The organism is Streptomyces muensis (genome assembly GCF_021474425.1).
In the GTDB taxonomy this organism is placed as follows: domain Bacteria; phylum Actinomycetota; class Actinomycetes; order Streptomycetales; family Streptomycetaceae; genus Streptomyces; species Streptomyces muensis.
On the sequence record NZ_JAKEIP010000046.1, the window covers coordinates 1 to 23,621 of the forward strand.

A 23,621-nucleotide genomic window follows, 5' to 3' on the forward strand; every position below is an offset into this window, starting at 1 on the left:
TGACTTTTGGCACGCTGTTGAGTTCTCAAGGAACGGACGCTTCCTTTGTACTCACCCTCTCGGGCTTTCCTCCGGGCTTCCCTTCGGTGTTTCAAACTCTATCAGGGTTTTTCCGCCCCCCTGACCACCGTCCTGCAGGCATGCAGAAAGCGACCCCAGGGATAGGATCTGACAAGTTTGGTGCTGCTGGGCGAGGATGCGTAGTTGCGTCACTCACTCCCAAGCAGGAGTACGACTGTACACGCGCTGACACAGCGGGTGCAAATCGAAATGGGGTATGGTCTAGACCACTCTGGAGTGCCCGCGCGGAACCGGCACTTCGTGTGACATACCCTGCTGAACAGTGTGCCGTCCGGCACAGGCAGCGACGGCCCATACCGATCTCCACCCCTGGGAGGCTTCCCATGACCACCGTCACGTCCCCACTTGCAGGACGCGCCGTCGGACTGGCGTCGGTGCCGGATCCGGTCTTCTCCGGGGCCATGGTCGGCCCGGGCACGGCGATCGACCCGGTGCGCGAGCCGTCCGAGGCGGTGTCGCCTGTGGACGGAGTCATCGTCTCCCTCCACCCGCACGCCTTTGTCGTCGTCGACGAGCACGGCCACGGTGTACTCACCCACCTCGGTATCGACACCGTGCAGCTCAATGGCGAGGGCTTCGAGCTGCTCGTGAACAAGGGGGACACCGTGACGCGCGGCCAGGGCATCGTCCGCTGGAACCCGTCGGCCGTCGAGGCAGCCGGCAAGTCCCCGGTCTGCCCGATCGTGGCTCTCGAAGCCACGGCAGAGGCCCTCTCCGAACTGCGTGACGACGGCGATGTGAAGGCCGGCGACAGTCTCTTCGTCTGGAAGTGACTTCGGTGCCGTCCTACGGCGGCAAGTAAGGACGACAACCACCGCGGCGGCGGGACCCGCCGCACTATCGGAGACGGGTGAGATGGAGACAACGCTGCGAGGCGTCGGCGTGAGCCACGGTGTGGCGATCGGCGAGGTTCGGCACATGGGAACGGCGGTACTCGAGCCGCCTGCCAAGCAGATTCCGGCCGAGGACGCGGAGCGTGAACAGGGGCGCGCCCGCAAGGCCGTGGAGGCCGTGGCAGCCGATTTGATGGCGCGCGGCAATCTGGCGGGGGGCGAAGCACAGGCAGTGCTCGAGGCCCAGGCCATGATGGCCCAGGATCCGGAACTGATGGCGGACGTGGACCGGCGTATCGCCGTGGGCAGCACTGCCGAGCGTGCTGTGTACGACGCGTTCGCCGCGTACCGCGAGCTGCTGGCGGGTGCCGGCGAGTACCTCGCCGGTCGTGTGGCTGACCTCGATGACGTGCGGAATCGTATCGTCGCTCGTTTGCTCGGAGTCCCGATGCCGGGTGTCCCTGACAGCGACGAGCCGTATGTCCTGGTCGCTCGCGATCTCGCTCCGGCCGACACGGCGCTGCTGGACCCGGCTCTCGTTCTCGGCTTCGTCACCGAGGAAGGTGGGCCGACCAGTCACAGCGCGATTCTGGCGAGGGCGCTGGGTGTGCCGGCCGTCGTCGCGCTGCCGGGTGCCGGTGAGCTCGCCGAAGGCACGGTCATCGCTGTCGACGGCAGCACGGGCGACATCTTCGTGAACCCGACCGATGCCAAGAAGGCGGAGCTGGAGGCCGCGGCCGCGGCGCGCAAGGCCGCACTCGCGGCGTCGACCGGGCCGGGTGCCACCGCGGACGGCCACAAGGTGCCACTCCTTGCCAACGTCGGCGGGCCGTCGGACGTGCCGGCCGCTGTCGAGGCGGGTGCTGAGGGTGTCGGTCTGTTCCGGACCGAGTTCCTCTTCCTCGACGACAGCAAGAAGGCGCCGTCGGAGGAGAAGCAAGTAGAGGCCTATCGGCAGGTGCTGGAGGCCTTCCCCGAGGGCCGTGTCGTCGTACGTGTCCTGGATGCGGGCGCGGACAAGCCGCTTGACTTCCTGACTCCGGCCGATGAGCCGAACCCGGCGCTGGGTGTGCGGGGTCTGCGGACGCTGCTGGACCACCCCGAGGTGCTGCGCACCCAGCTGACGGCGCTCGCGAAGGCGGCGGAGGGGCTTCCTGTCTACCTCGAGGTCATGGCCCCGATGGTGGCGGACCGTACCGATGCGAAGGCGTTCGCGGACGCGTGCCGTGCGGCCGGGCTTCAGGCGAAGTTTGGTGCGATGGTGGAGATTCCGTCGGCCGCGCTGCGGGCGCGTTCGATCTTGCAGGAGGTCGAGTTCCTGTCGCTGGGTACGAACGATCTCGCGCAGTACACCTTTGCCGCGGACCGTCAGGTGGGTGCGGTGTCCCGGCTTCAGGATCCGTGGCAGCCGGCGCTGCTCGACCTGGTCGCGTTGTCCGCGGAGGCGGCGAGGGCCGAGGGCAAGAGCTGTGGTGTGTGTGGTGAGGCGGCGTCGGACCCGCTCTTGGCGTGTGTGCTGACCGGTCTGGGCGTCACCTCCCTGTCCATGGGTTCGGCGTCGATTCCTTATGTCCGCGCGACGCTGGCGAAGTACACGTTGGCGCAATGTGAGCGTGCTGCTGCGGCCGCGCGGGCGGCGGACAGCGCCGAGGAGGCGCGCAACGCCGCTCAGGCGGTGCTGTCCGGCGAGTAGGGCCGGCCGGTCGCGTCGGTTTTGTCGTGGGGCGCTCCACTCTTTGGGTGGAGCGCCCCACCGCGTTCAGTGGTGGTGTGCCGGTGGGGTTTCCTCATTGCCGAGATCCGGCGGCACGCAGTAGTCGACGTCCGATTCCGGGGCGATGAGGTCTCCGGAATCGATGTCGGTGCAGTAGGCGTCGAAGACCTCGCCTGCTGTGAGAGGTTCCAGGCCCTCTCCGCGCAGGCGCCATCCGTAGATGCGGTCGGAGGTGCCGGGGGCGCTGGTCCGCATGACGAGTCCGCCTGGGCTCTGGGTGGCGAGGCCGAGGGCGAGGACGGTGGTGAATTCGAGGGCTTCGGCCTCGTCGAGGTGTGTGGCGCCCTCGGTGTCTTCGTCGGCGTGCAGGACGGAGACGAGTGTCTCGGGGGTTCCCGTGACACTGCAGACGAGGTGTCGGCTTCCCGGGTCGGCCGTGTCGAGGATGCGGACGAGCAGGTTCGAGGCGCGGGCGAAGGCCGCGCGGCCGATGTCCTCGCCGCAGGTGGCGCATGCTCCGAGGCGTGCCAGGAGTGTGGACGCGTACTCCCAGGTGGCTTGGCGGACGGCTTCGTCGACCAGGGCTGGGACGAGGTCTGCCAGGGGCTGGCCCTGGTAGGGGATGGTGGGGCCGGTCGTGGAGAGTTCGGCGGTGAAGCGAGTGCGGCTCTGCGGGTTGTCGGGTTCAAGGCCCGTTGCCGTGCAGAACTCGGCGTATTCCTGTGGGTCGAAGAGGGCGATCGTCGTATGGCTGCCTTGGGAGGCCCGGGTCCTGAGGAGGGCCTCCACCTGTTGGAGATAGATCTTGTGATCGTCGAAGGTGAAGCTGCGATAGTGCCTCATGGCGCGGAAGTCGTGCTCGTCGGTCAGCAGGCCGATCGTGCCGGCGATTTCGCGGCGCAGGATGCGTCGCATCGTCTGGTCGTCGGTGTGTGCCATGTTTCCCCCTGTACGCAGTCGATCAATGCTCACTCACAGTAACCGGCGGCACTGACAACGGCGTCGGGCGATGGTGGCGCAGGCGTCCAGCCTGGGGCTTTGCCTGGTTTGGCGAGGCCCGAGGCCGGGTGCGGTTCAGGCGCGCTTGCGGGCGAGGTCCTCGTAGAAGTGCAGGAGGTCGAGGTTGTCGATGGAGCCCGGGTTGACCGCCTTCTGTAGCGGGGTGCCCTGGAGGAGGCGCTTGACCGGGACCTCGATGCGCTTTCCGGTGAGGGTGTGGGGGATGCCGGGGACCTCGATGACCTCGTCCGGGACGTGGCGTGGTGAGAGTTGTTCGCGGATGGTCCGCTTGATGCGGTTGAGGAGGTTCTCGTCGAGTACGGCTCCCGGAGTCAGGTGCACGAACAAGGGCATCCAGTAGCCGCCGTCGGGCTGTTCGATGCCGATGACCAGGGATTCCTTGATCTCGGGGAGGCGCTCCACCGCTTCGTAGATGTCGGCCGAGCCCATGCGGACTCCCTGGCGGTTGAGCGTCGAGTCGGAGCGGCCGTGGATGACGACGGAACCGCGGGAGGTGACGGTGATCCAGTCTCCGTGGCGCCATACGCCGGGGTAGGTGTCGAAGTAGCTGTCGTGGTACCGGCTGCCGTCGGGGTCGTTCCAGAAGTAGATCGGCATGGACGGCATGGGGTTGGTGACCACGAGCTCGCCGACCTCGTCGGTGACGGGCTTGCCACTGGGGTCCCAGGACTGCAGGTCGGTGCCGAGGCTGGGGGCCTGGAGCTCGCCGATGTGGACGGGCAGGGTGGGCACGGCTCCCGCGAAGCAGGAGCACACGTCCGTGCCGCCGCTGACGGAGGCGATCCAGAGGTCGTCGCGGACCTCGTCGTGCAGCCAGCGGAATCCGTCGGGCGGCAGTGGTGATCCGGTGGTGGCGACGCACTGCACCTTGGTGAGATCGAAGTCGCGTCCTGGGTGGATGTCGGCCTTGCGGCAGGCCATGACGTACGCGGCGGAGGTGCCGTAGAGGGTGGCTCCGGTGCGTTCGGCGATGCGCCATTGCGCGCCCGTGTCGGGGAAGCCGGGACTGCCGTCGTACAGGACGATCGTGGTGCCGGTGAGGAGGCCGGAGACGAGGAAGTTCCACATCATCCAGCCCGTCGACGTGTACCAGAAGAAACGGTCCTGGGGGCCCAGGTCGCAGTGCAGGCCGAGTTGTTTGAGGTGCTCGACGAGGATGCCGCCCTGGGACTGGACGATGGCCTTGGGGAGGCCGGTCGTGCCGGAGGAGTAGAGCACCCAGAGGGGGTGGTCGAAGGGGACCTGCTCGAAGACCGGTTCCTCGTCGGCGGCGGTGAGGGCCGACCATTCCAGCGCGCCTTCGGGAGCCTCGGTGCCGAGGAGCGGGATGTGCACCACGGCGCGCAGTGTGGGCAGTTCGCGGCGCAGTTCGGCGACGATGTCGCGACGGTCGTGCTCCTTGCCGCCGTAGCGGTAGCCGTCGACGGTGAACAGGACGATCGGTTCGATCTGCTGGAAGCGGTCGAGGACGCTGCGGGCGCCGAAGTCGGGGGCGCAGGACGTCCAGACGCCCCCGACCGCGGCGGTGGCCAGGAGGGCGACGACGGCCTGGGGGATGTTCGGGAGGTAGGCGCTGACGCGGTCTCCGGGGCGTACGCCGAGGGCGCGCAGTTCGGCGGCGAGGGAGCCGACCTGGCGGCGTAGTTCGGCCCAGGTCACGGGGCTGGGGTCGTGGGCCTCGTCGACGTACAGGAGCGCGGGTTCGTTCGCGCGGGTCGCGGCTGCGCGCAGGGCGTGCTCGGCGTAGTTCAGGGTCGCGCCGGGGAACCACTCGGCGCCTGGCATCGAGCGGTCGCCCAGCACGCGCGCGTAGGGGGTGGAGAAGCGTACGTCGAACCACTCCGTGACGGCTTTCCAGAAGGTGTCCAGTTCGTCGACGGACCAGCGGTGCAGGGCCGCGTAGCCGCCCGTGGCGGGGGCGCCGTGGTTTTCGGCGGCCCAGGCCTGGAATTTGGTGACCTGAGCCTGGGCGATGCGTTCCGGATCTGGCTGCCAGAGCGGCTGAGGGTTCATGATCGACATGGAGCGGCTCCCGGACTGTGCGCGTCGTGTGCGTCTCCCGCGCACGGCTGGGTTGTGCGCGTGACGCGGCTGACACGGACGATGCCATGTGATCGACTTCTACACCAGGGTCCGCCCCACATAGTCCGTGTCGTGAAGATGTGGTCCCGGCACGGGTGAACGGCAGTTGAACGACACGCGCGTGTGGGGCGGTCGATGGCAGGCTGAGCAGCATGGACGGTCGTGACCTGGTGCGTTCGATGAAGGTGGTCGGTTCTGTGGGGGCGGCCCAGAGGTTGCGTACCGTACGAGCGGCGTGGCGCCGGAGGCGTGTCGACGCCGCAGGGCTGCCGCCCCGGGGGGCCGAGCGCGCTCGGGTGCCCGGTCCTGTGCAGGATGTGCGGCCCGGTCCGGGTGGTGGTGTCATCCGGTTCAGCCGGTCCGAGCTGCGCGTCGCCGTCGCCGTGAACGGGGCCGTCTTCTGGGGCTGGGACGGGGCCGCTCCCGAGCCGTCGTACGCGCTCGTGGACCGCTGTCCGGAGCCGGATCCCCGGGCGGTGCTGGAGCCTGACAAGGACGGTGGCTGGCGGGTCGTGGCCGAGCGGGTGACGGTCGTCATCTCGCGGCACGGCGCCGTGGAGGTGCAGACGCCCGGGGGCGTGACGCTTCGGCGTGAGTTGCCGCCGCGCTGGTGGGAGCCGGTGGGTGGTGGGTCCGCACGGTGGATGCAGCGGTCGGAGGTGGCTGCGGACGCTCGGTTCTTCGGGCTCGGGGGGCGGGCGTCGGGCCCTCGGTTGAGGGACGGAACGTATCGGCTGTGGAACACCGACCCCGGCCGTGCGTTCGGCCCGGGCGACGACCCGCTGTACATCACCATGCCGGTGCAGCTGGTGGTGGCAGACGCGGCCACGCACCTGGTGTTCTACGACACCACGTGGGACGGCGTGGTGACGCTGCGGGAGGGCGAGGAGGGCGCCGGTTCCGGGCATGACCGAGCGGGGACGAGCGAACTGCGGATGGACGGCGGTCCGCTGCGTTGCTGGGTCATAGTGGGTACCCCCGCGCGCGTGCTGCTCGTCTGGGCCTCTCTCACCGGTGCGGCCGCGCTGCCGCCGGCCTGGGCGCTGGGCCACCAGCACGCGCGGTGGGGCTTCGGCAGCGAGCAGGAGGTGCGGCGGATCGTCTCGGGGTATCAGGAGCGGGATCTGCCGTTGGATGCCGTCCATCTGGACATCGACCACTACGACGACCACCAGGTGTTCACGGTCGACCAGGAGGGTTTCCCGAAGCTGCCGCGGCTCGCCGAGGACTTGCGCGGGGACGGCGTCCGCCTGGTGTCGATCGTCGACCCGGCGGTCAAGGCCGCGCCGGGCAATGCCGTGTATGACAGCGGGTCGGCCGAGGACGCGTTCGTGAGGGACGCCTCCGGGCGGCTCGTGCGAGGGGTCGTCTGGCCCGGGGAGGCGGTCTTCCCGGACTTCACGCACGCGCGCGTGCGTGCGTGGTGGGGTCGTCTGTATGAGGAACGGCTGGGGCAGGGGTTCTCGGGCTTCTGGCATGACATGAACGAGCCGACCTCGTTCGCGGCGTTCGGGGAGTCGACGTTGCCGCGTTCGGCGCGGCACTCCCTGGAAGGGCGGGGCGGGGACCATCGGGAGGCGCACAACGTCTACGGCCTGTGCATGGCCCGGGCCGGTTACGAGGGGCTGCTCGAACTGGCGCCCGAGGAGCGGCCCTTCGTCTTCTCGCGTTCGGGGTGGGCCGGCATGCAGCGCTACGGCGGGACGTGGTCCGGGGATGTGGCGACGGGTTGGCCGGGGCTGCGGGCCTCGTTGTCGCTGGTCATGGGCCTCGGGCTGTGCGGGGTGCCGTACTCGGGGCCGGACGTGGGCGGATTCGACGGGAGTCCGTCGCCGGAGCTGTATCTGCGGTGGTTCCAGTTGGCCGCGTATCTGCCGCTGTTCCGCACACACGCGAGTCTGCGGGCGGGGCGCCGGGAGCCATGGGAGTTCGGTCCCGAGGTGCTGGAGCACGCGCGCGTGGCGCTCGTCGAACGTCGGAGGCTGCTGCCGTACTTCGTGACGCTGGCGCATCTGGCGCGGCGCACCGGGGCTCCCTATGTGCGTCCGTTGTGGTGGTCGGCGCCCGAGGACCGCGCGCTGCGCGACTGTGAGGATGCGTTTCTGCTGGGCGACTGCCTACTGGTGGCGCCGGTGCTTGATCCGGGCGCGGACCGGCGTGCGGTGCAGCTGCCTCGAGGGCGTTGGTACGACACGGCGACGGGTCGGGCGTACGAAGGGCCGGGACAGGTTCTCGTCGAGACGCCCGCGTCCCGGATCCCGGTACTGGCGCGCTCGGGCGCCGTCGTCCCCGTGCGTGGGGACGACGGCGGGCTGGAACTGGAGGTGTGGGCGCCCGCTCAGGGGCGTACCGGGGGCGGGCTGGTCGTGCCTGACGCGGGTGACGGGTGGGACGAACCGGAGATCGAGCGCTACGTCACCCGCTGGGAGGGCCGAAAGCTGCTGGTCGAGCTGGAGCATGAGGACGGCGTGATCGCCTCACCCCGGCCGGTGCGCGTGCGAGGGCTCGATGAGCGTCAGACGTAGCGACCCTCGAAGAACGCCTTCACGGCCAGCGTGTGCAGTGGGAAGGCCAGCTCCTCAGGCCTGCGCAGGAGGTGCCAACCCTCGGTCTCGTCCGTGGCGGCCGAGGTCGGGAGACGGTCGGCGGGCCGTTCCGGCAGGAGACCGAACAGCAGCAGATGGCCGTCCGGGGAACTCATCGCGTCGACGAGTCGTACGTCGCGGCCGGCCGCGTCGATGCCGGTCTCTTCCTTGAGTTCGCGAACGACGGCCTGCCGCCAGTCCTCGCGATCGTCGATATAGCCGCCCGGCAGGGCGATGCCCCCGCGCGCGGGCGGGACGGTTCGGGTGATGACGACCAGGGCCGTGCCCTTGGTGTCGTACACGGGCTGGAGCGCGACGGCTACCGGCAGCGGGTTGCGGTAGGCCACCGTGCCGCACGCCGGGCAGGTGCGAGGCCAGCCGGAGACGCCCTCTCCGTAGGGCGCGCCGCAGCTCGAACAGTGGGAGCCTGCTGCGGAGTTGGGGGTGGAGAACTGAGTTTCGGACACGCGGCGGACTGTATCCGATCAACGGAAGGGCGTCTTCCGGGGGCCGGTCGTCAGGGCCTGGTGAGGCCGGGCTTCGCTTGCGCGGTGGCGGAAGCGGCGATCACAGCGAGAAGGGTGGCGAGGATGGTGACCAGCCCTCGTGCCGCGATCGAGAGTCGTGTCATGTCTCCTGCATCTATCAGGAGGCCGTTCCGCGAGGGAAGCGGTGGGACGCAGTCCACTCGCAAGGTCACTCTGCCGCTTCACGGTTGTCCGTGACACACTTCTGATGCTCCGTCAGATTTTGCCTCGGGAGGGACCATGTCACGCACACGCACGCCTGTGGTCGCCGGGTGGTTCGCAGGTGATGGCGACGAGTTCCGGCTGCTGGGCACCCGTTGTTCGACCTGCGCCTCGGTCTTCTTTCCACGCGAGGACGCCCACTGCCGGAACCCGGACTGCTCGGGCGGCGATCTGGAGGAATTCCCGCTCTCCCGGCGCGGACGCGTCTGGTCGTACACGGACAGCCGGTATCGACCTCCGTCACCCTATGTGACCGATCCGGAACTTCCGTGGGAGCCGTACGCGTTGATCGCTGTGGAGCTGGAATCCGAGCGCCTCGTGGTGCTGGGGCAGGCAGCTCCCGGGTTCACCGTCGCCGATCTGACGGTGGGCATGGAGGTCGAGGTCGTCCCGGGCGTGCTGCACGAGGACGCCGAGACCGTCTGGACGACCTGGCATTGGCGGCCTACGGGGGTGGCAGCGTGACGGACGAGGTGGCGGTGCTCGGGGTGGGCATGCACCCCTGGGGCAAGTGGGGGCGCGGGTTCGTCGAGTACGGAGTGGCGGCGGCCCGCGCGGCACTCGCTGATGCGGGCCTGGAGTGGCGGGACATCGGGTCGATCGTGGGTGCGGACACCGTGCGGGGCGGCTATCCGGGCTATGTGGCCGGGGCGACGTTCGCGAAGGCGCTCGGCTGGCAGGGCGCCCGGGTCACGAGCGTCTACGCGGCGTGTGCGTCAGGGGCGCAGGCCGTCAACACCGCGCGGGCGCAGATACTTTCGGGGCTTGCGGACGTGGTGCTGGTGGTGGGCGCCGATGCGGCACCCAAGGGGTTCTTCCGGCCTGCGGGCGGTGACCGACCCGACGATCCGGACTGGCTGCGCTTCCGGGTTCTCGGTGCGACCAATCCCGCGTACTTCGGGCTGTACGCCCGTCGGCGGATGGCCGTGCACGGGGACACAGCGGAGGACTTCGCGCAGGTCAAGGTGAAGAACGCCGCCATGGGTGCGCTCAATCCCCATGCCCGTTACCGCAAGGCGGTCACCGTCGAGGAGGTCGCCGCCTCCGCGATCGTCGCCGACCCGCTGCGGCTGCTCGACATCTGCGCGACCTCGGACGGAGGCGCGGCGCTCGTGCTGGCCGGAATGGAGTTCGCGCGTCGGCACGGTGCCACGGATCCGGTGCGGATCCGTGCGGTGTCCACGGTGACGCCGCGCTACCCCAACACGGTCCTGGACCTGCCCGACATGGCGACCGATTCGGCGGCGGCCGTGCGACCGGCGGAGGGGACGTTCCGGGAATCGATCGCGCGCGCTGCCTACGAGGAGGCGGGCATCGGCCCCGAGGACCTGGCCTTCGCGGAGGTCTACGACCTGTCCACCGCACTGGAGTTGCAGTGGTACGAGGATCTGGGGCTGTGCGGCCAGGGCGAGGCCACGAAGCTGCTGCGGGAGGGCTCGACAGCGCTGGGTGGACGCGTACCGGTGAACATGAGCGGGGGCCTGGCGTCGTTCGGGGAGGCTGTTCCGGCCCAGGCCATCGCCCAGGTGTGCGAGCTCACTTGGCAGTTGAGAGGAGGTGCGGGTGACCGGCAGGTCGCCGGGGCGCGGGTGGGCATTGCCGCGAACCAGGGGCTGTTCGGGCACGGGTCCGCGGTGATCGCGGTGCGCTGAGGAGCGACGACCAGGCATGCGTCTACGCTGCGTAAGCGACCCGGAATCCTGTGTGAACGTCTCATGAACTGGGCTCGGGCATGCGTGGTCGGCGCAATCATGCTGCCGTGGACTCCTGGACGGATACTCTCCGCTTCGCTTTCCAACCGGTGGTCAATCTGACGACCGGAGGAGTCGCGGGGCTGGAGATACTCGCCCGCCCGGAGACCGGCGACGTCCTGGCGGAGGCCCGCCGCGACCCTGAACTCGACGGTCGGCTGGCCGTGTTGGCGTTTCGTTCGGCAGCTCGCAAGGAGACACTGCTGCCGCTGTACGTCAACGTGTTCGCCGGCACTCTGGCCGATCTGGGCGGGCTCACGCCGTTGCACGACGCCGTGCGCGCGGCTGGTCGGCTGCCCTGGGAGGTGACCATCGACATCGGGCCGCCGTACACACACGTTCCTCAGCAGGCACTGCTGGAAGCGATCGGCGCGCTCCGTGGCCAGGGTTTCCGGATCTGTGCGGACGGCGTCGGCGACGGAGACGTCCCGTTGCGGTTGCTCACGGACATGGCACCGGACCTGGTGAAGCTCGACGCGTCCCTGCTGGCGCGGCCGGCGGGGGTACGGGCGATGCGGACGCTGTGCGAGCAGTTGGGCGCGCTCCTGTGCGTCGAGGGCGTGGAGACGGAGTTGCAGTGCGCGTCCGCTCGGTCGGCCGGTGCTCAGCTGGCTCAGGGTGAGCTGTTCGCCCCGCCGGCTCGGTTGCCCGCGGCGGAGGTATACGTTCCGCCGCGCTCCCCCGGACCGACGGCGACACCACGATCGGGGCCGTCGGTACGGGAGTTCGTGCGGCCGGCCGCACTGCTGCCCGCCACCGCGTCCGCGGGCCAGGTTCGGGCGCTGCTGACCGGGTCGCCGGATGTGTCCGGGGTCCTGCTGGTGGACCGGAGCGGTGTTCCCGTGCGATCGGTGCATCGCTCCCGCTTCCTGCTGTCCATGTCGGGGCGATACGGCCACGCACTGTACGCGGACCGCCCTGCGGCCAAGCTGGGGGACCGGCCGCGCACGGTGGGCGTCGACGCCACAGCGTGGGAGGTGCTGGACGTCGTCGCGGACGGCGGCAGGGACCGTACGTCGGACGATGTGGCCGTGGTCGACCGGTACGGCCGGTGTGTGGGCGTCGTGCGGCTCGCGGATCTCGTGCGGGCCCTGGCCGAGACCCGGGTCGAGGAGGCGGCCGGGCTCAACCCGCTGACCCGGCTGCCGGGCTCGGACGCGATCACCGGCGAGGTTGACCGGCGGATCGCGGACGGGCGGGCGTTCGCACTGAGTTGGCTGGATGTCGACCACTTCAAACAGGTCAACGACGGGGCCGGCTTCGCGGCGGGCGACGAGCTCATCCGGTCGGTGGGACGGGCGCTGCAGCACGCGGCGTCGGGGAGCACGCGCGTGGGCCACATCGGAGGGGACGACTTCCTGGTGCTGGCGGATCCGGAGGGGTTGAGTCCGCTGGCCTCGTCGGTCCTCGACGCACCTTGGTCGGCTGCTGGACATCCCGTCACATTGTCCCTGGCCACCGTCCTGTGCGAACCCGGAAGCGTGACGGATCACCGACAGGCGGCCTCCTGTCTGGCTCCGCTGAAGAAGGCCGCGAAGTCACTGAGCGGGGCGAGCTGGGTGCTGGGCCGCGCGGGGCTGCCCGGGCTGGAGATCCTGCGTGGGGTGTCGGCCGCCCCGCCCCAGGCCGAGTGCGCGGTGGCGGAGCCCGGCAGGGGGTGAGACGCTTTCTCCACGTGGCCGACGGTGGCTGAAAGGTGACCGCTGGCCTCAGCACAGCCATGACCATCGGCCTCTGCCGGGTCCAGCAGGAACTGGCCTGCCTGCCGGCCTCAGCAGGGCCTCGGTGCCCATCCCACCCACCAGCGGGCGCGCCGGGAGCACGGTCGGCGTGGGTCCGTGACCCGTCGGCACGCCCTCAACCGTTGGCGTCGGCGACCTTGACGCCCCCTGGACGCCGGTGAACACTTCCCGGTGTCAGCCGACATCGTCGTACATTCTCGGCGTATCCACGCACTGCGCCGTGCGGTTCTGCCTGTACCAAGGCCCACTCCCCCACGGGCGATTCGGCTGCTACGGCACGCTCGTCACGGACGCCGGGCGGGGCTCGGGACCTTCCCTGCCTTCGGCTGAAGTCGCCATGGGAAACGCACCCCGCACAAGCACCGGGCCGATGGTCCCGGTCAGGGCCTAGGAGCCGCCATGAGCAATGGAGACATATTCCTCGGTGAGGTCATCGGGACCGCGATCCTGATCCTCTTCGGGGCCGGCGTGGTCGCCGCTGTCGTTCTCAACTACTCCAAGGCCAAGGACGCGGGCTGGGTCGTCATCGCCTTCGGCTGGGGCTTCGGCGTGATGGCCGGGGCGTACACCGCCGCGCCGCTGTCCGGCGGACAGCTCAACCCGGCCGTGACGCTCGGGATCGCCATCGACACCGGGGAATGGGACAAGGTGCCGGTCTACATCGCCGGCCAGATGGTCGGCGCGATCCTCGGTGCGGTGCTGTGCTGGCTCGTCTACTACGCGCAGTTCCAGGCCAACGCCGACGAGGACATCGCTCAGCCGACCCTCGGGATCTTCTCCACCGCGCCCGCGATCCGCAACACCGTGGCGAACCTCATCACCGAGATCATCGCGACGATCGCGCTGGTGCTGCCGATCCTCGCATTCGGTCTGACCAAGGGCCTCGGTGTCTCCGGCACCGCGATCCTGATCGTCTCGTTCCTGGTGGTCGGCATCGGTCTGTCGCTCGGCGGTCCCACGGGATACGCCATCAACCCGGCCCGTGACCTGGGTCCCCGCATCGTCCACGCCCTGCTCCCGATTCCCAACAAGGGCACCTCGGACTGGGGTTACTCGTGGATTCCGGTGGTGGGACCGCTGATCGGCGGGGCCCTGTCCGGGCTCATCTTCAACGCAGCCTTCTGAAGGAACCGACGAAGGGGACGCCATGACGGACAAGTTCGTCGCCGCCATCGACCAGGGCACGACCTCGAGCCGCTGCATCATCTTCAACCAGGACGGCGCCATCGTCGCCGTCGACCAGCGAGAGCACCGGCAGATCTTCCCCAAACCCGGCTGGGTGGAACACGACGCCACCGAGATCTGGTCCAAGGTGCAGGCCGTGGTCGCCGGCGCCATCGCGAAGGCCGGGCTGCGCGCCGACCAGCTCAGCGCGCTCGGCATCACCAACCAGCGTGAGACGACGGTCCTTTGGGACCGCGCCACAGGCAAGCCGGTGCACAACGCGATCGTGTGGCAGGACACGCGTACGGCGGCCTTGTGCAACCAACTGGGCGGCTCGGACGGGCAGGACCGTTTCCGCGAGCAGACCGGACTGCCACTGGCCAGCTACTTCTCCGGCCCCAAGGCGGCCTGGCTGCTGGACAACGTGCCCGGTCTCAGGGCCCGTGCCGAGCGCGGCGAGATCGCCTTCGGCACCATCGACTCCTGGCTGATCTGGAACCTCACCGGCGGCACGGACGGCGGGCACCACGTCACCGACGTGACGAACGCCGGACGCACCATGCTGATGAACCTGGAGAGCCTCCAGTGGGACTCCTCGATCCTCTCCGCCATGAGCGTGCCGGAGGCCGTGCTTCCGGAGATCAGGTCCTCCGCCGAGGTGTACGGGACCGCCGTCGGACAGCTGGCCGGAGTGCCCGTCGCCTCTGCCCTGGGCGATCAGCAGGCCGCCGTGTTCGGGCAGGCCTGCTACGACGTGGGCACGGCGAAGAACACGTACGGCACGGGCAGCTTCCTGCTGCTCAACACCGGCAACCGGCCGGTGCCGTCGAAGAGCGGCCTGCTGACGACGATGGGCTACAAGATCGGCAGTGAGGCGCCGGTGTACTGCCTGGAGGGGTCCATAGCCATAACGGGCGCGCTGGTCCAGTGGTTCCGCGATCAGCTCGGCATCATCCGCACCGCCGACGAGATCGAGTCCCTGGCGGCGAGCGTCGAGGACAACGGCGGCGCGTACATCGTGCCCGCCTTCTCCGGGCTGTTCGCACCGTACTGGCGTTCCGACGCGCGCGGGGTGATCACCGGACTGACGCGGTACGTCACCAAGGCGCACCTCGCCCGCGCGGTCCTGGAGGCGACGAGCTGGCAGACGCGCGAGGTCGTGGACGCGATGTACCAGGACTCCGGGGTGCAGATCACGACCCTGAAGGTCGACGGCGGCATGACGAAGAACAACCTGCTCATGCAGCACCAGGCGGATGTGCTCGACGTGCCGGTGATCCGGCCGAAGGTCTCCGAGACGACCTGTCTGGGGGCCGCGTACGCGGCCGGACTGGCCACCGGGGTGTGGAACGACCTGGACGAGCTCAAGGCGCACTGGGCGAAGGACGCCGAGTGGACGCCCGCCATGACCGCCGATGTACGGGACCGCGAGTACCACAACTGGCGCAAGGCGGTGGAGAAGAGCTTCGGCTGGCAGGAGGACGGCGAGAACTGACGGGACGGCTGAAGCCGAAGACGGTCCACGCGTGCGTGCGTCCCGAGAGAGCCACGCGCGCGTGCCCTTGAGCCACGGCTCGTACCCCGGTCGGCGGGGGTACGGGCCGTGCCCGTCTCCTGCCCCAGGTGGGTTCAGGTGGTCACGGTCTCGCGGCGGTCCGCCTGGAAGGCCATCGCGTGCTGGACGACACCGATGAGGATCTCCTTCACGGACTCCCTGTCGCGGGCGTCGCAGAGCAGCAGCGGTACGTCGCTGTCGAGGTCGAGGGCCTGCCTGATGTCCTCCGCCGGGTAACGGTCGGCTCCCTCGAAGCAGTTGACGCCGACGAGGAAGGGTATGGAGCGCCGCTCGAAGTAGTCGACGGCCGCGAAGCAGTCCTCGAGACGTCGGGTGTCGGCGAGCACGACGGCCCCGAGGGCGCCCTCGGACAGCTCGTCCCACATGAACCAGAACCGCTCCTGGCCCGGTGTGCCGAAGAGGTACAGCACCAGGTCCTCGCGCAGGGTGATGCGGCCGAAGTCCATGGCCACCGTGGTGGTGCGCTTGCCCTCGACACCGCTCGTGTCGTCGACCGGGCGTCCGGCCTCGGTGAGCAGTTCCTCGGTACGCAGCGGCCTGATCTCACTGACCGCGCCGACGAGGGTGGTCTTGCCCACGCCGAAGCCGCCAGCCACCAGGATCTTGAGCGTGACGGGCTCGACCGGAGGCTTCCCGCGCTCAGAACGCCCGAAGATCATCGATCTCTTCTCCTGCTTGATGGGGGTCTCGCGGCGGCCGGCCGTAGCCTCCGCCGCCAGGGGTTTCGATGACGAGTACGTCGCCGGGTCCGACGTCCGCCGAGTCGCTTCCGCCGAGTGCGGTCACCGTCCCGTCGGCGTGTTCCACGCGGTTGGCTCCCAGTGCACCGGGTTCGCCGCCCGCCATGCCGTACGGCGGGACCCGGCGGTGCTGCGACAGCGTGGAGACGGTCATGGGCTCGTGGAACCGGATGCGGCGCACGGCACCGTCCCCACCCCGCCACTGCCCGGCCCCGCCGCTGCCACGCCGTACGGCGAACTCGTCGAGCTGTACGGGCAGTCGCCACTCCAGCACTTCGGGATCGGTGAGCCGCGAGTTGGTCATGTGGGTCTGGACGACGGGCGCGCCCGGGAACCCGTCGCCCGCGCCGGATCCGGAGGCCACGGTCTCGTAGTACTGGTGGCGCTCGTTGCCGAAGGTGACGTTGTTCATGGTGCCGGAGCCCTCGGCCTGGACGCCGAGTGCGGCGTAGAGGGCACCGGTGATGGCCTGGGAGGTCTCCACGTTGCCCGCGACGACCGCCGCCGGGGGTTCGGGGGCGAGCATGGAACCGGGCGGCACGATGATGTCGAGGGGGCGCAGGCAGCCGTCGTTGAGCGGGATGTCGTCGTCTACAAGGGTGCGGAAGACATACAGGACCGCGGCGTTGACGACCGAGAAGGGGGCGTTGAAGTTCGTGGCCAACTGCGGGGACGTGCCGGTGAAGTCGACGGTGGCGGAACGGTTCTCGCGGTTCACACGCACACGTACCCGGATGTACGCGCCGGAGTCGGTCTCGTAGGCGTACTCGCCGTCGTCCAGGGCGTCGATGACCCGCCGGACCGCTTCCTCCGCGTTGTCCTGGACGTGCTTCATGTACGCCTGGACGACGGCCAGGCCGAAGTTGTCGATCATACGGGCGACTTCGTCGACGCCCTTCTGGTTGGCCGCGATCTGGGCGCGGAGGTCCGCCAGGTTGGTCTTGGGGTTGCGGGACGGGTACGGCGCGTCGGTGAGCAGCTGGAGGGTCTCCCGCTCGCGGAAGCGACCGTTCTCGGCGAGCAGCCAGTTGTCGAAGAGGATTCCCTCCTCGTCGATGGTGCGGCTGTTGGCCGGCATGGAGCCGGGCGCGATGCCGCCGATCTCCGCGTGGTGGCCGCGTGAGGCGACGTAGAAGAGGATCTCCGGCTCACGCTCCGTGTTCGTCGCGCTGTCCGTGTCGAAGACGGGGGTGATCACGGTGACGTCGGGGAGGTGGGTGCCGCCGTGGTACGGGTCGTTGACGGCGTAGGTGTCGCCGGGGCGCATCCGGGAGGCGCGGCGCCGGATGACCTCCTTGACGCTGGTGCCCATCGAGCCCAGGTGGACGGGGATGTGCGGGGCGTTGGCCACGAGGTTTCCGTCGGGATCGAAGAGCGCGCAGGAGAAGTCCAGGCGTTCCTTGATGTTGACGGACTGGGCCGTTGATTCGAGGCGGGCGCCCATCTGTTCGGCGATGGACATGAAGAGGTTGTTGAAGACCTCGAGAAGAACCGGGTCGGCTTTCGTGTCGAGATCGGAACTCTCCGTAATCGCCACGCGTTCCATGACCAGATGCCCGTCGTCGGTCGTCGCGGCTTGCCAGCCGTCGTCGACGACGGTCGTCGCACTGGCCTCGGTGATGATCGCCGGGCCGGTGACGGTCTCGCCGGGGGGCAGGTACTCACGGCGGTGGAGGGGTACGTCGCGCCAGGTGCCGCCCGTGTGGAGGCGGACGGTCTCCGGTGCGGCGGGGCTGCCTTCAGGGGCGGCTTCGTAAGGGGCGAGGACGGAGAGATCGGGGGGTTCGGTGATGCCGGTGGCTTCGACGGACAGGGCTTCGACGACGATCGGGCGGTCGAGCGTGAAGGAGTACGTGGCGCGATGACGATCTTCGAAGGCGCGCCTCATGGTGTCGGGTTCGGTGAGTTCGACGGTGAGGGTGGTGTCGGTGCCGTCGTAGCGGAGTTGGGCGCGGCGGGTGGCCTTGACGTGGTCCTCGGGGACGTCCTCGTCGAGGAGTTCGGCGCGGGCGGCGGATTCCAGGTCGTCCGCGGTCTTCAGGACGCCGGGCATCGAGGTGGCCTCCAGGGTCGCCTCGACGGACTGTTCGCGCATGGCCGTGGTGTCGGCGAGGCCGATGCCGAGGGCGGAGAGGACTCCGGCCATGGGCGGCACGAGGACGGTGCGGATACCGAGGGAGTCGGCGACCATGCACGCGTGCTGACCACCTGCTCCACCGAAGGTGGTGAGGGCGTAGCGGGTGACGTCGTGGCCCTTCTGCACGGAGATCCGCTTGACGGCGTTGGCGATGTTGGCGACCGCGATCTGAAGGTAGCCCTCGGCGACCTGCTCGGGAGTCCGTTCGTCGCCGGTCTGCTCCCGGATGTCGTGGGCGAGGGCGGTGAATCGCTCGCGGACGAGGGCCGCGTCGAGCGGCTGGTCGCCTTCGGGGCCGAACACCTTGGGAAAGTGAGCGGGTTGGATACGGCCGAGCATGACGTTGGCGTCGGTGACCGCGAGCGGGCCGCCGCCCCGGTAGCAGGCAGGTCCCGGGTCCGCGCCCGCCGAGTCCGGCCCTACGCGGTAGCGGGACCCGTCGAAGTGGAGGACGGAGCCGCCGCCCGCCGCGACGGTGTGGATGTCCAGCATGGGGGCGCGCAGCCTGACCCCGGCGATCTGGGTGGTGAAGACGCGTTCGTACTCGCCCGCGAAGTGCGAGACATCGGTGGAGGTGCCGCCCATGTCGAAGCCGATGACACGGTCGAAGCCGGCGAGCTGCGACATGCGCGCCATGCCGACGATGCCTCCCGCAGGGCCGGAGAGGATGGCGTCCTTGCCGCGGAACTGTCCGGCTTCGGCGAGTCCGCCGTTGGACTGCATGAACATCAGCCGTACGCCTTCGAGCTCGTCGGCGACGTGCTGGACGTAGCGGCGCAGCACGGGCGAGAGGTAGGCGTCGACGACGGCGGTGTCCCCGCGCGGGACGATCTTCATCAGAGGGCTGACCTCACTGGACAGCGAGATCTGCGGGAAGCCGATGCGGGCGGCGAGCTGCCCGACGGCCTGTTCGTGGGCGGGGTGGAGGTGGCTGTGCATGCAGACCACGGCGACGGCGCGGATACCGTCGTCGTACGCCTGCCGGAGGCGGCCTTCGAGGGAGCCCAGGTCGGGTGCGCGCACGACGGTGCCGTCGGCGGCGATGCGCTCATCGATCTCGACGACCCGCTCGTACAGCAGCTCGGGCAGTTCGATGCGGCGGGCGAAGATGCGCGGGCGGTTCTGGTAGGCGATGCGCAGGGCGTCGCGGAAGCCCTGAGTGATGACGAGCAGGGTTGGCTCACCCTTGCGTTCGAGGAGGGCGTTGGTGGCGACCGTCGTACCCATGCGGACCGCCTCGATGGGGTCCTGGGAACCGTCGAGCAGCTCGCGTACGCCCGCGACGGCCGCGTCGGAGTAGCGGGCCGGGTTCTCCGAGAGGAGCTTGTGCGTCAGCAGCCGGCCGTCCGGGCGGCGCGCGACGATGTCCGTGAAGGTGCCGCCTCGGTCGACCCAGAACTGCCAGCCTGTCACGTCACTACCCCGCTTCCGCGCCGCTCACAGCGCCCGCAGGCCGTTGATCACGTCGCGCAGAATACTCTCGTCCACCAGCTCCGCAGGCGGTACTGGCCGGTTCACATGGACGAATTCCGAGTCCACGAGATCCCCGATGAGGACCCGCACCACTCCGATGGGCAGATCGAGCTCGGCGGAGAGTTCGGCGACGGACTGCGGGGCGTGACGGCACAGTCCGACGATGTCCACGTGTTCCGGGGACAGCGTCGAGTCCGCTTCCGGGTCGTCCGCGTGCGGTTCCGCGACGACCACCGCGATCAGGTCGAGGCGGTGCTGGGCCGCACTGGTGGTGCGGCCCCGCGTCATGGCGTACGGACGAACGACTGGTCCTGCCTCGTCGTCGAACCAGTGGCTTCTTCCCTGACCGTCAGCGCTCATGCCATCCCACTACCCGCCCGCGGGCAGATCGGTGCGCGGAGCGGTCCCCAGGTGCACTCCGACACGCTTGACGAGCAGTGTCATCTCGTAGGCGACCAGGCCGACGTCGGAGTCCGCGTCGGAGAGCACCGCGAGGCAGCTGCCGTCGCCGGCGGCCGTCACGAACAGGAAGGCGTCGTCGAGTTCGACGACGGTCTGCCGGACGTTGCCCGCCTCGAAGTGGCGGCCCACGCCCTTGGCGAGGCTGTGGAAGCCGGACGCGACGGCGGCCAGGTGCTCGCTGTCCTCGCGGGTCAGGTCCTTGGACACGCCCGTCGGCAGGCCGTCGCCGGAGAGCACGAGGGCCTTGCGAATGCTGGCGACGCGGTCCACCAGATCGTCGAGGAGCCAGTTGAGCTCGCCGGACTGGTTGGTCGCGGCGTGGTCGGTCGCCTTCGGTGCGGTCATCGACCGTCCCCCTTAGTCGTTCGTTGTGGTGCTGTGCCGGTGTGGGCGTCGTCGCCCTCGGCGTTCTCCTGGCGGCCGCGCTGCCAGCCGCGTTGGAGGGAGGCCATACGGCTGCGGACCTCGTCCGCGTCCCGCTCGGCGAGCTCCGCACGGTCCTCGCCGCGTCGCGCGGGGCCCTGCTTGAGCTGTGGAGCGAGGTTGGCCTGTCTTACGCGCCGGGGCAGGGGCCCCACGCCGGAGGTGGTCTGCGGTTGTGCGGCGGCCGGGTTCGGGGCCGGGTCGTCGGGACCGCTCGACGCGATGGCGGGACGCCGTGCGCGCCTCGGAAGAGCCGGGGGCTCCGGCGGCTCGGCGTGGCCGTGTCCGGTGGAGGGCGGGGCGTCGTCGCGGTCGCCGATCCGATCGGGGGTAGCGGCTCCCTCGCCGTGGTGTCCGCCGGCTCGGCGGCGCGTCGGCAGTGGAGCGAGGCCGTTCGGGTCGGGACGGCTCGGGTTCGGGCTCGGGCTCGGTGAAGGCTCCGGGTCCGGTTTGTCCCGCCGGGAGCGCTGCTCGGTGACCGGACGCCCGTGCGAGCTGACCAGCTTGGGTGTCCGGCTGCGGCGGGGCAGCGGGACCGGGGCGCTCACCTCGTCGTCCGAGTCGGCCTGGGCCGGGCCGCCATGGATGCCGGAGACCGGGCGCTGGTCGCCGAGAGGGCCGGTCGTCTCGTCCTCGGTGGCGGCGAGGGTGCGACGTGGGCGGAAGAGGCCGCCGCGTTCGGCTTCCTCGTCGTCGAGCCCCTCCGGGAAGTCGCTCAGGGCGTCGAGATCGACGGGGGCCTCCAGCTCGACCGGGCCGTCGAGGAGCGAGGCGGGCAGACCGGGCGCGCGGGCCGGCACATGGGACAGGGCGGCCCGCCGCGCCTCCTCCAGCTCGGCCTCCTTGGAGGGAGTGGGGCGGTCCAGGCGGAATCCGATGCCGTTGGTGTCCGGGACGTCGTCGGTGAGGAGCGCGTCGGGGATGAAGACGACGGCAGTGGTCCCGCCGTACGGCGACGGCTGCAGCGAGACCCGGACGTTCTGCCGCTGGGCGAGCCGGCTGACCACGAACAGGCCGAGCCGGTCGGTGTCGGACAGCTCGAACTCGGGTGTCTCGGCGAGCCGGAGATTGGCGTCCAGCAGGACGTCGGCCGCCATACCCAGGCCGCGGTCGTGGATCTCCAGGGTGAAGCCGTTGGCGACCCGCTCGCCGAGCACCTGGACGGCGGTGTGCGGTGGGGAGAACACCGTGGCGTTCTCCAGGAGTTCGGCCACGAGGTGGGTGATGTCCGCGACGGCCGGGCCGGTGACGGCGACGCGCGGCAGACGGCGGACCTCGATGCGCTCGTAGTCCTCGACCTCGGCCACGGCGGCACGGACGACGTCCATGAGCTGCACGGGTTTGCGCCACTGCCGGGAGGGGGCGGCGCCGGAGAGGATCACCAGGCCCTCGGCGTGCCGACGCATTCGGGTGGTCAGGTGGTCCAGGCGGAACAGGTCGGCGAGTTCGTCGGTGTCCTCGGTCCGGCGTTCCATGGTGTCGAGGAGGGTGAGCTGCTTGTGGAGGAGGACCTGGCTGCGCCGGGCGAGGTTGACGAAGACCTCGGAGACGCCGGCGCGCAGTTCGGCCTGCTTGACGGCGGCCTCGACGGCCGCGCGCTGGAGGGTGTTGAGGGCCTGGCCGACCTCGCCGATCTCGTTCTTGTCGTACTCCAGGCGAGGGACCTCGGTCTCCACGTCGACCTGTTCTCCGGCGGAGAGGCGGCGCATCACGCTGGGCAGCCGGACGCCGGACGCCTCATGGGCTTCCAGGCGCAGCTGCCGCAGATCGCGAATGAGGGCACGGCCGATGCGCACGGACAGGACGAGCGAGAACAGCAGGGCGAGCAGACCGAGGACGCCGGCGATGGCCGCCTTGACGATGACGCCCATCGCGACGGGGCTGACACGGTCCTGATAGCGGGTGCCCGCCTCGTCGTTCATCTGGCTGAGCTCGTCGAGGACGCCTGCGGCCGCGGTGTCCCAGGTCTTGGCGTCGACGGTGCTGGGCTTGCCGGGCTGGGTGGCGATGACGGCCTGTTCGGCGTCGTGCAGTGGCGCCGTGGAGGCGTTCCGCCAGAACCGCTCGTAGCGTTCACGTTCCGAGGACGGCAGGTCCGCCAGGCTGATCTCGTACATCAGCGTGCGCTGGGCGACGAGATCGGAGACGTCGTGGATCTCCTCGCGGGAGAGCTTTCCGACCACGAGGGCGGAGCTGAGCAACGCGTCCTCGCGGGAGAGCAGTTCGCGGGCTCGGGTGACGTTGAGAAGGGCGCGGGCCTGTTTGTCCATCGCCACGCTGTCGATTCCGTCGAGGGAGCCCAGCAGGGCGTAACAGGGGTCCACGAGCCGGTTGTAGAGGTCGAGGGCCTTGGTGCGGGTGACCGTTCCGTCCTCGACGCTGCGGCGGAGGGGGCTGATGCCCTCGAAGGCGTCGAGGACGGCGGTGAGTCGCTCGCTGTCGCCCTGGTCCAACCCGTCGCGGACATCGGGGTCCTTGGCGTTCTTGCGGATCTCGGCCACGGCGGCGTCGGTGGCGCTCCGGGTGGACCGCAGTGCGGTCAGCGCGTCCGAGGCGCGGCGATCGGCGAGATAGACCAGCGCCTGGCGGCGTTCCTGTTGCAGGACGCGGACGGCGTCCTCGGTGGAGTAGCCGATCTTCTCGACGAGGGACGACACCGTGAACAGCTGGGCCACACCTCGCCCTGTGAGTACCGTGGCGAAACCCCAGATGGCGGTCAGGGACACCAGCGGCACGAGAAGCAGCGCCACCATCTTCCGGCGGATCGACTTCCCGCGAAAGCGCATGGCCTCCCCCAGCTCAAACCCCCCAACCGGGCAGGGGGCACACCTGTGCGTCAACAATTGGCGCGAGCCTACTACCGACACACAACTAACTCGAAGAGACATCCGGAAGCTGAACTTCCGCACTGCCGACAAGACATGGGGAGTTGTCCGGGCATTGCGGGAGATTGCCTCCCGCGATCCCCCGGCACTCCCACGCACCGATCCAGCCGGTCTGCAAAGCCAGTTGGCCGGAAATTTATCTTTCTCGGGAATCTTCGGGACGCGTCGATCGTCCTTCTGTACGGGAAAGGGGGCGGAATGGGC

General features: G+C 69.7%; 16 protein-coding genes. 8 read left to right on the forward strand and 8 right to left on the reverse strand.

Annotated elements, in window-relative coordinates; genetic code table 11:
* The first annotated feature begins 404 nt into the window (after nt 1–404).
* Both L0P92_RS14505 and ptsP read left to right on the forward strand, forming a co-directional pair.
* On the forward strand, nt 405–854 hold the full coding sequence (locus L0P92_RS14505) for a PTS sugar transporter subunit IIA (RefSeq protein WP_234763065.1): 450 nt from the start codon (nt 405–407) through the stop codon (nt 852–854).
* Between the two features lie 82 nt (nt 855–936).
* Complete coding sequence (gene ptsP, locus L0P92_RS14510; RefSeq protein WP_234763066.1) at nt 937–2,607, forward strand: phosphoenolpyruvate--protein phosphotransferase; 1,671 nt, start codon at nt 937–939, stop codon at nt 2,605–2,607.
* A gap of 66 nt (nt 2,608–2,673) precedes the next feature.
* On the opposite strand, the gene L0P92_RS14515 is transcribed toward ptsP, so the two are convergent.
* Both L0P92_RS14515 and L0P92_RS14520 read right to left on the reverse strand, forming a co-directional pair.
* Nucleotides 2,674–3,567: a DUF8829 domain-containing protein gene (locus tag L0P92_RS14515; protein ID WP_234763067.1), complete on the reverse strand. Its 894-nt coding sequence runs from the start codon at nt 3,565–3,567 to the stop codon at nt 2,674–2,676.
* A gap of 135 nt (nt 3,568–3,702) precedes the next feature.
* Complete coding sequence (locus tag L0P92_RS14520; protein WP_234763068.1) at nt 3,703–5,670, reverse strand: acetoacetate--CoA ligase; 1,968 nt, start codon at nt 5,668–5,670, stop codon at nt 3,703–3,705.
* A gap of 212 nt (nt 5,671–5,882) precedes the next feature.
* Here L0P92_RS14520 and L0P92_RS14525 point away from each other — a divergent pair, with 212 nt between their 5' ends.
* A complete protein-coding gene (locus tag L0P92_RS14525) occupies nt 5,883–8,255 on the forward strand; it encodes a glycoside hydrolase family 31 protein (protein WP_234763069.1) in 2,373 nt (790 codons plus the stop codon).
* Here L0P92_RS14525 and L0P92_RS14530 read toward each other — a convergent pair.
* Nucleotides 8,246–8,782, reverse strand: coding sequence for an NUDIX domain-containing protein (locus tag L0P92_RS14530; protein ID WP_234763070.1), 537 nt, complete (start codon nt 8,780–8,782; stop codon nt 8,246–8,248). The two genes, L0P92_RS14525 and L0P92_RS14530, sit on opposite strands and share 10 nt — an antisense overlap.
* A gap of 321 nt (nt 8,783–9,103) precedes the next feature.
* Between L0P92_RS14530 and L0P92_RS14535 the strand changes: the two genes are divergently transcribed.
* The 5 genes from L0P92_RS14535 to glpK all read left to right on the forward strand — a co-directional run bounded on the left by L0P92_RS14535 (nt 9,104) and on the right by glpK (nt 15,216).
* Nucleotides 9,104–9,529 (forward strand): Zn-ribbon domain-containing OB-fold protein, encoded by a 426-nt coding sequence (locus tag L0P92_RS14535; protein WP_234763098.1) that lies wholly within the window; start codon nt 9,104–9,106, stop codon nt 9,527–9,529.
* Nucleotides 9,526–10,716 (forward strand): lipid-transfer protein, encoded by a 1,191-nt coding sequence (locus L0P92_RS14540; RefSeq protein WP_234763071.1) that lies wholly within the window; start codon nt 9,526–9,528, stop codon nt 10,714–10,716. The genes L0P92_RS14535 and L0P92_RS14540 overlap by 4 nt, the downstream gene beginning before the upstream one ends.
* A gap of 107 nt (nt 10,717–10,823) precedes the next feature.
* Nucleotides 10,824–12,476 carry an EAL domain-containing protein gene (locus tag L0P92_RS14545; protein WP_234763072.1) on the forward strand — a complete coding sequence of 551 codons (1,653 nt, stop codon included), beginning with the start codon at nt 10,824–10,826 and terminating at the stop codon, nt 12,474–12,476.
* Nucleotides 12,477–12,956: 480 nt separating this feature from the next.
* Nucleotides 12,957–13,682 (forward strand): MIP/aquaporin family protein, encoded by a 726-nt coding sequence (locus tag L0P92_RS14550; RefSeq protein ID WP_217208585.1) that lies wholly within the window; start codon nt 12,957–12,959, stop codon nt 13,680–13,682.
* Between the two features lie 22 nt (nt 13,683–13,704).
* Nucleotides 13,705–15,216, forward strand: coding sequence for a glycerol kinase GlpK (gene glpK / locus L0P92_RS14555; protein ID WP_234763073.1), 1,512 nt, complete (start codon nt 13,705–13,707; stop codon nt 15,214–15,216).
* A gap of 134 nt (nt 15,217–15,350) precedes the next feature.
* On the opposite strand, the gene L0P92_RS14560 is transcribed toward glpK, so the two are convergent.
* Genes L0P92_RS14560 through L0P92_RS14580 form a run of 5 tightly spaced genes read right to left on the reverse strand, consistent with a single transcriptional unit; the run spans nt 15,351 to nt 23,318 of the window.
* Nucleotides 15,351–15,956 (reverse strand): GTP-binding protein, encoded by a 606-nt coding sequence (locus L0P92_RS14560; RefSeq protein WP_234763074.1) that lies wholly within the window; start codon nt 15,954–15,956, stop codon nt 15,351–15,353.
* Entirely contained in the window at nt 15,937–19,587 is a 3,651-nt protein-coding gene (locus L0P92_RS14565; RefSeq protein ID WP_234763075.1) for a hydantoinase B/oxoprolinase family protein, read from the reverse strand. The genes L0P92_RS14560 and L0P92_RS14565 overlap by 20 nt, the downstream gene beginning before the upstream one ends.
* A gap of 24 nt (nt 19,588–19,611) precedes the next feature.
* A complete protein-coding gene (locus L0P92_RS14570) occupies nt 19,612–20,007 on the reverse strand; it encodes a DUF742 domain-containing protein (protein ID WP_234763076.1) in 396 nt (131 codons plus the stop codon).
* Between the two features lie 9 nt (nt 20,008–20,016).
* Nucleotides 20,017–20,454: a roadblock/LC7 domain-containing protein gene (locus L0P92_RS14575; protein WP_234763077.1), complete on the reverse strand. Its 438-nt coding sequence runs from the start codon at nt 20,452–20,454 to the stop codon at nt 20,017–20,019.
* Nucleotides 20,451–23,318, reverse strand: coding sequence for a sensor histidine kinase (locus tag L0P92_RS14580; protein ID WP_234763078.1), 2,868 nt, complete (start codon nt 23,316–23,318; stop codon nt 20,451–20,453). Before L0P92_RS14580 ends, L0P92_RS14575 begins: the two co-directional genes overlap by 4 nt.
* Nucleotides 23,319–23,621 lie beyond the last annotated feature (303 nt).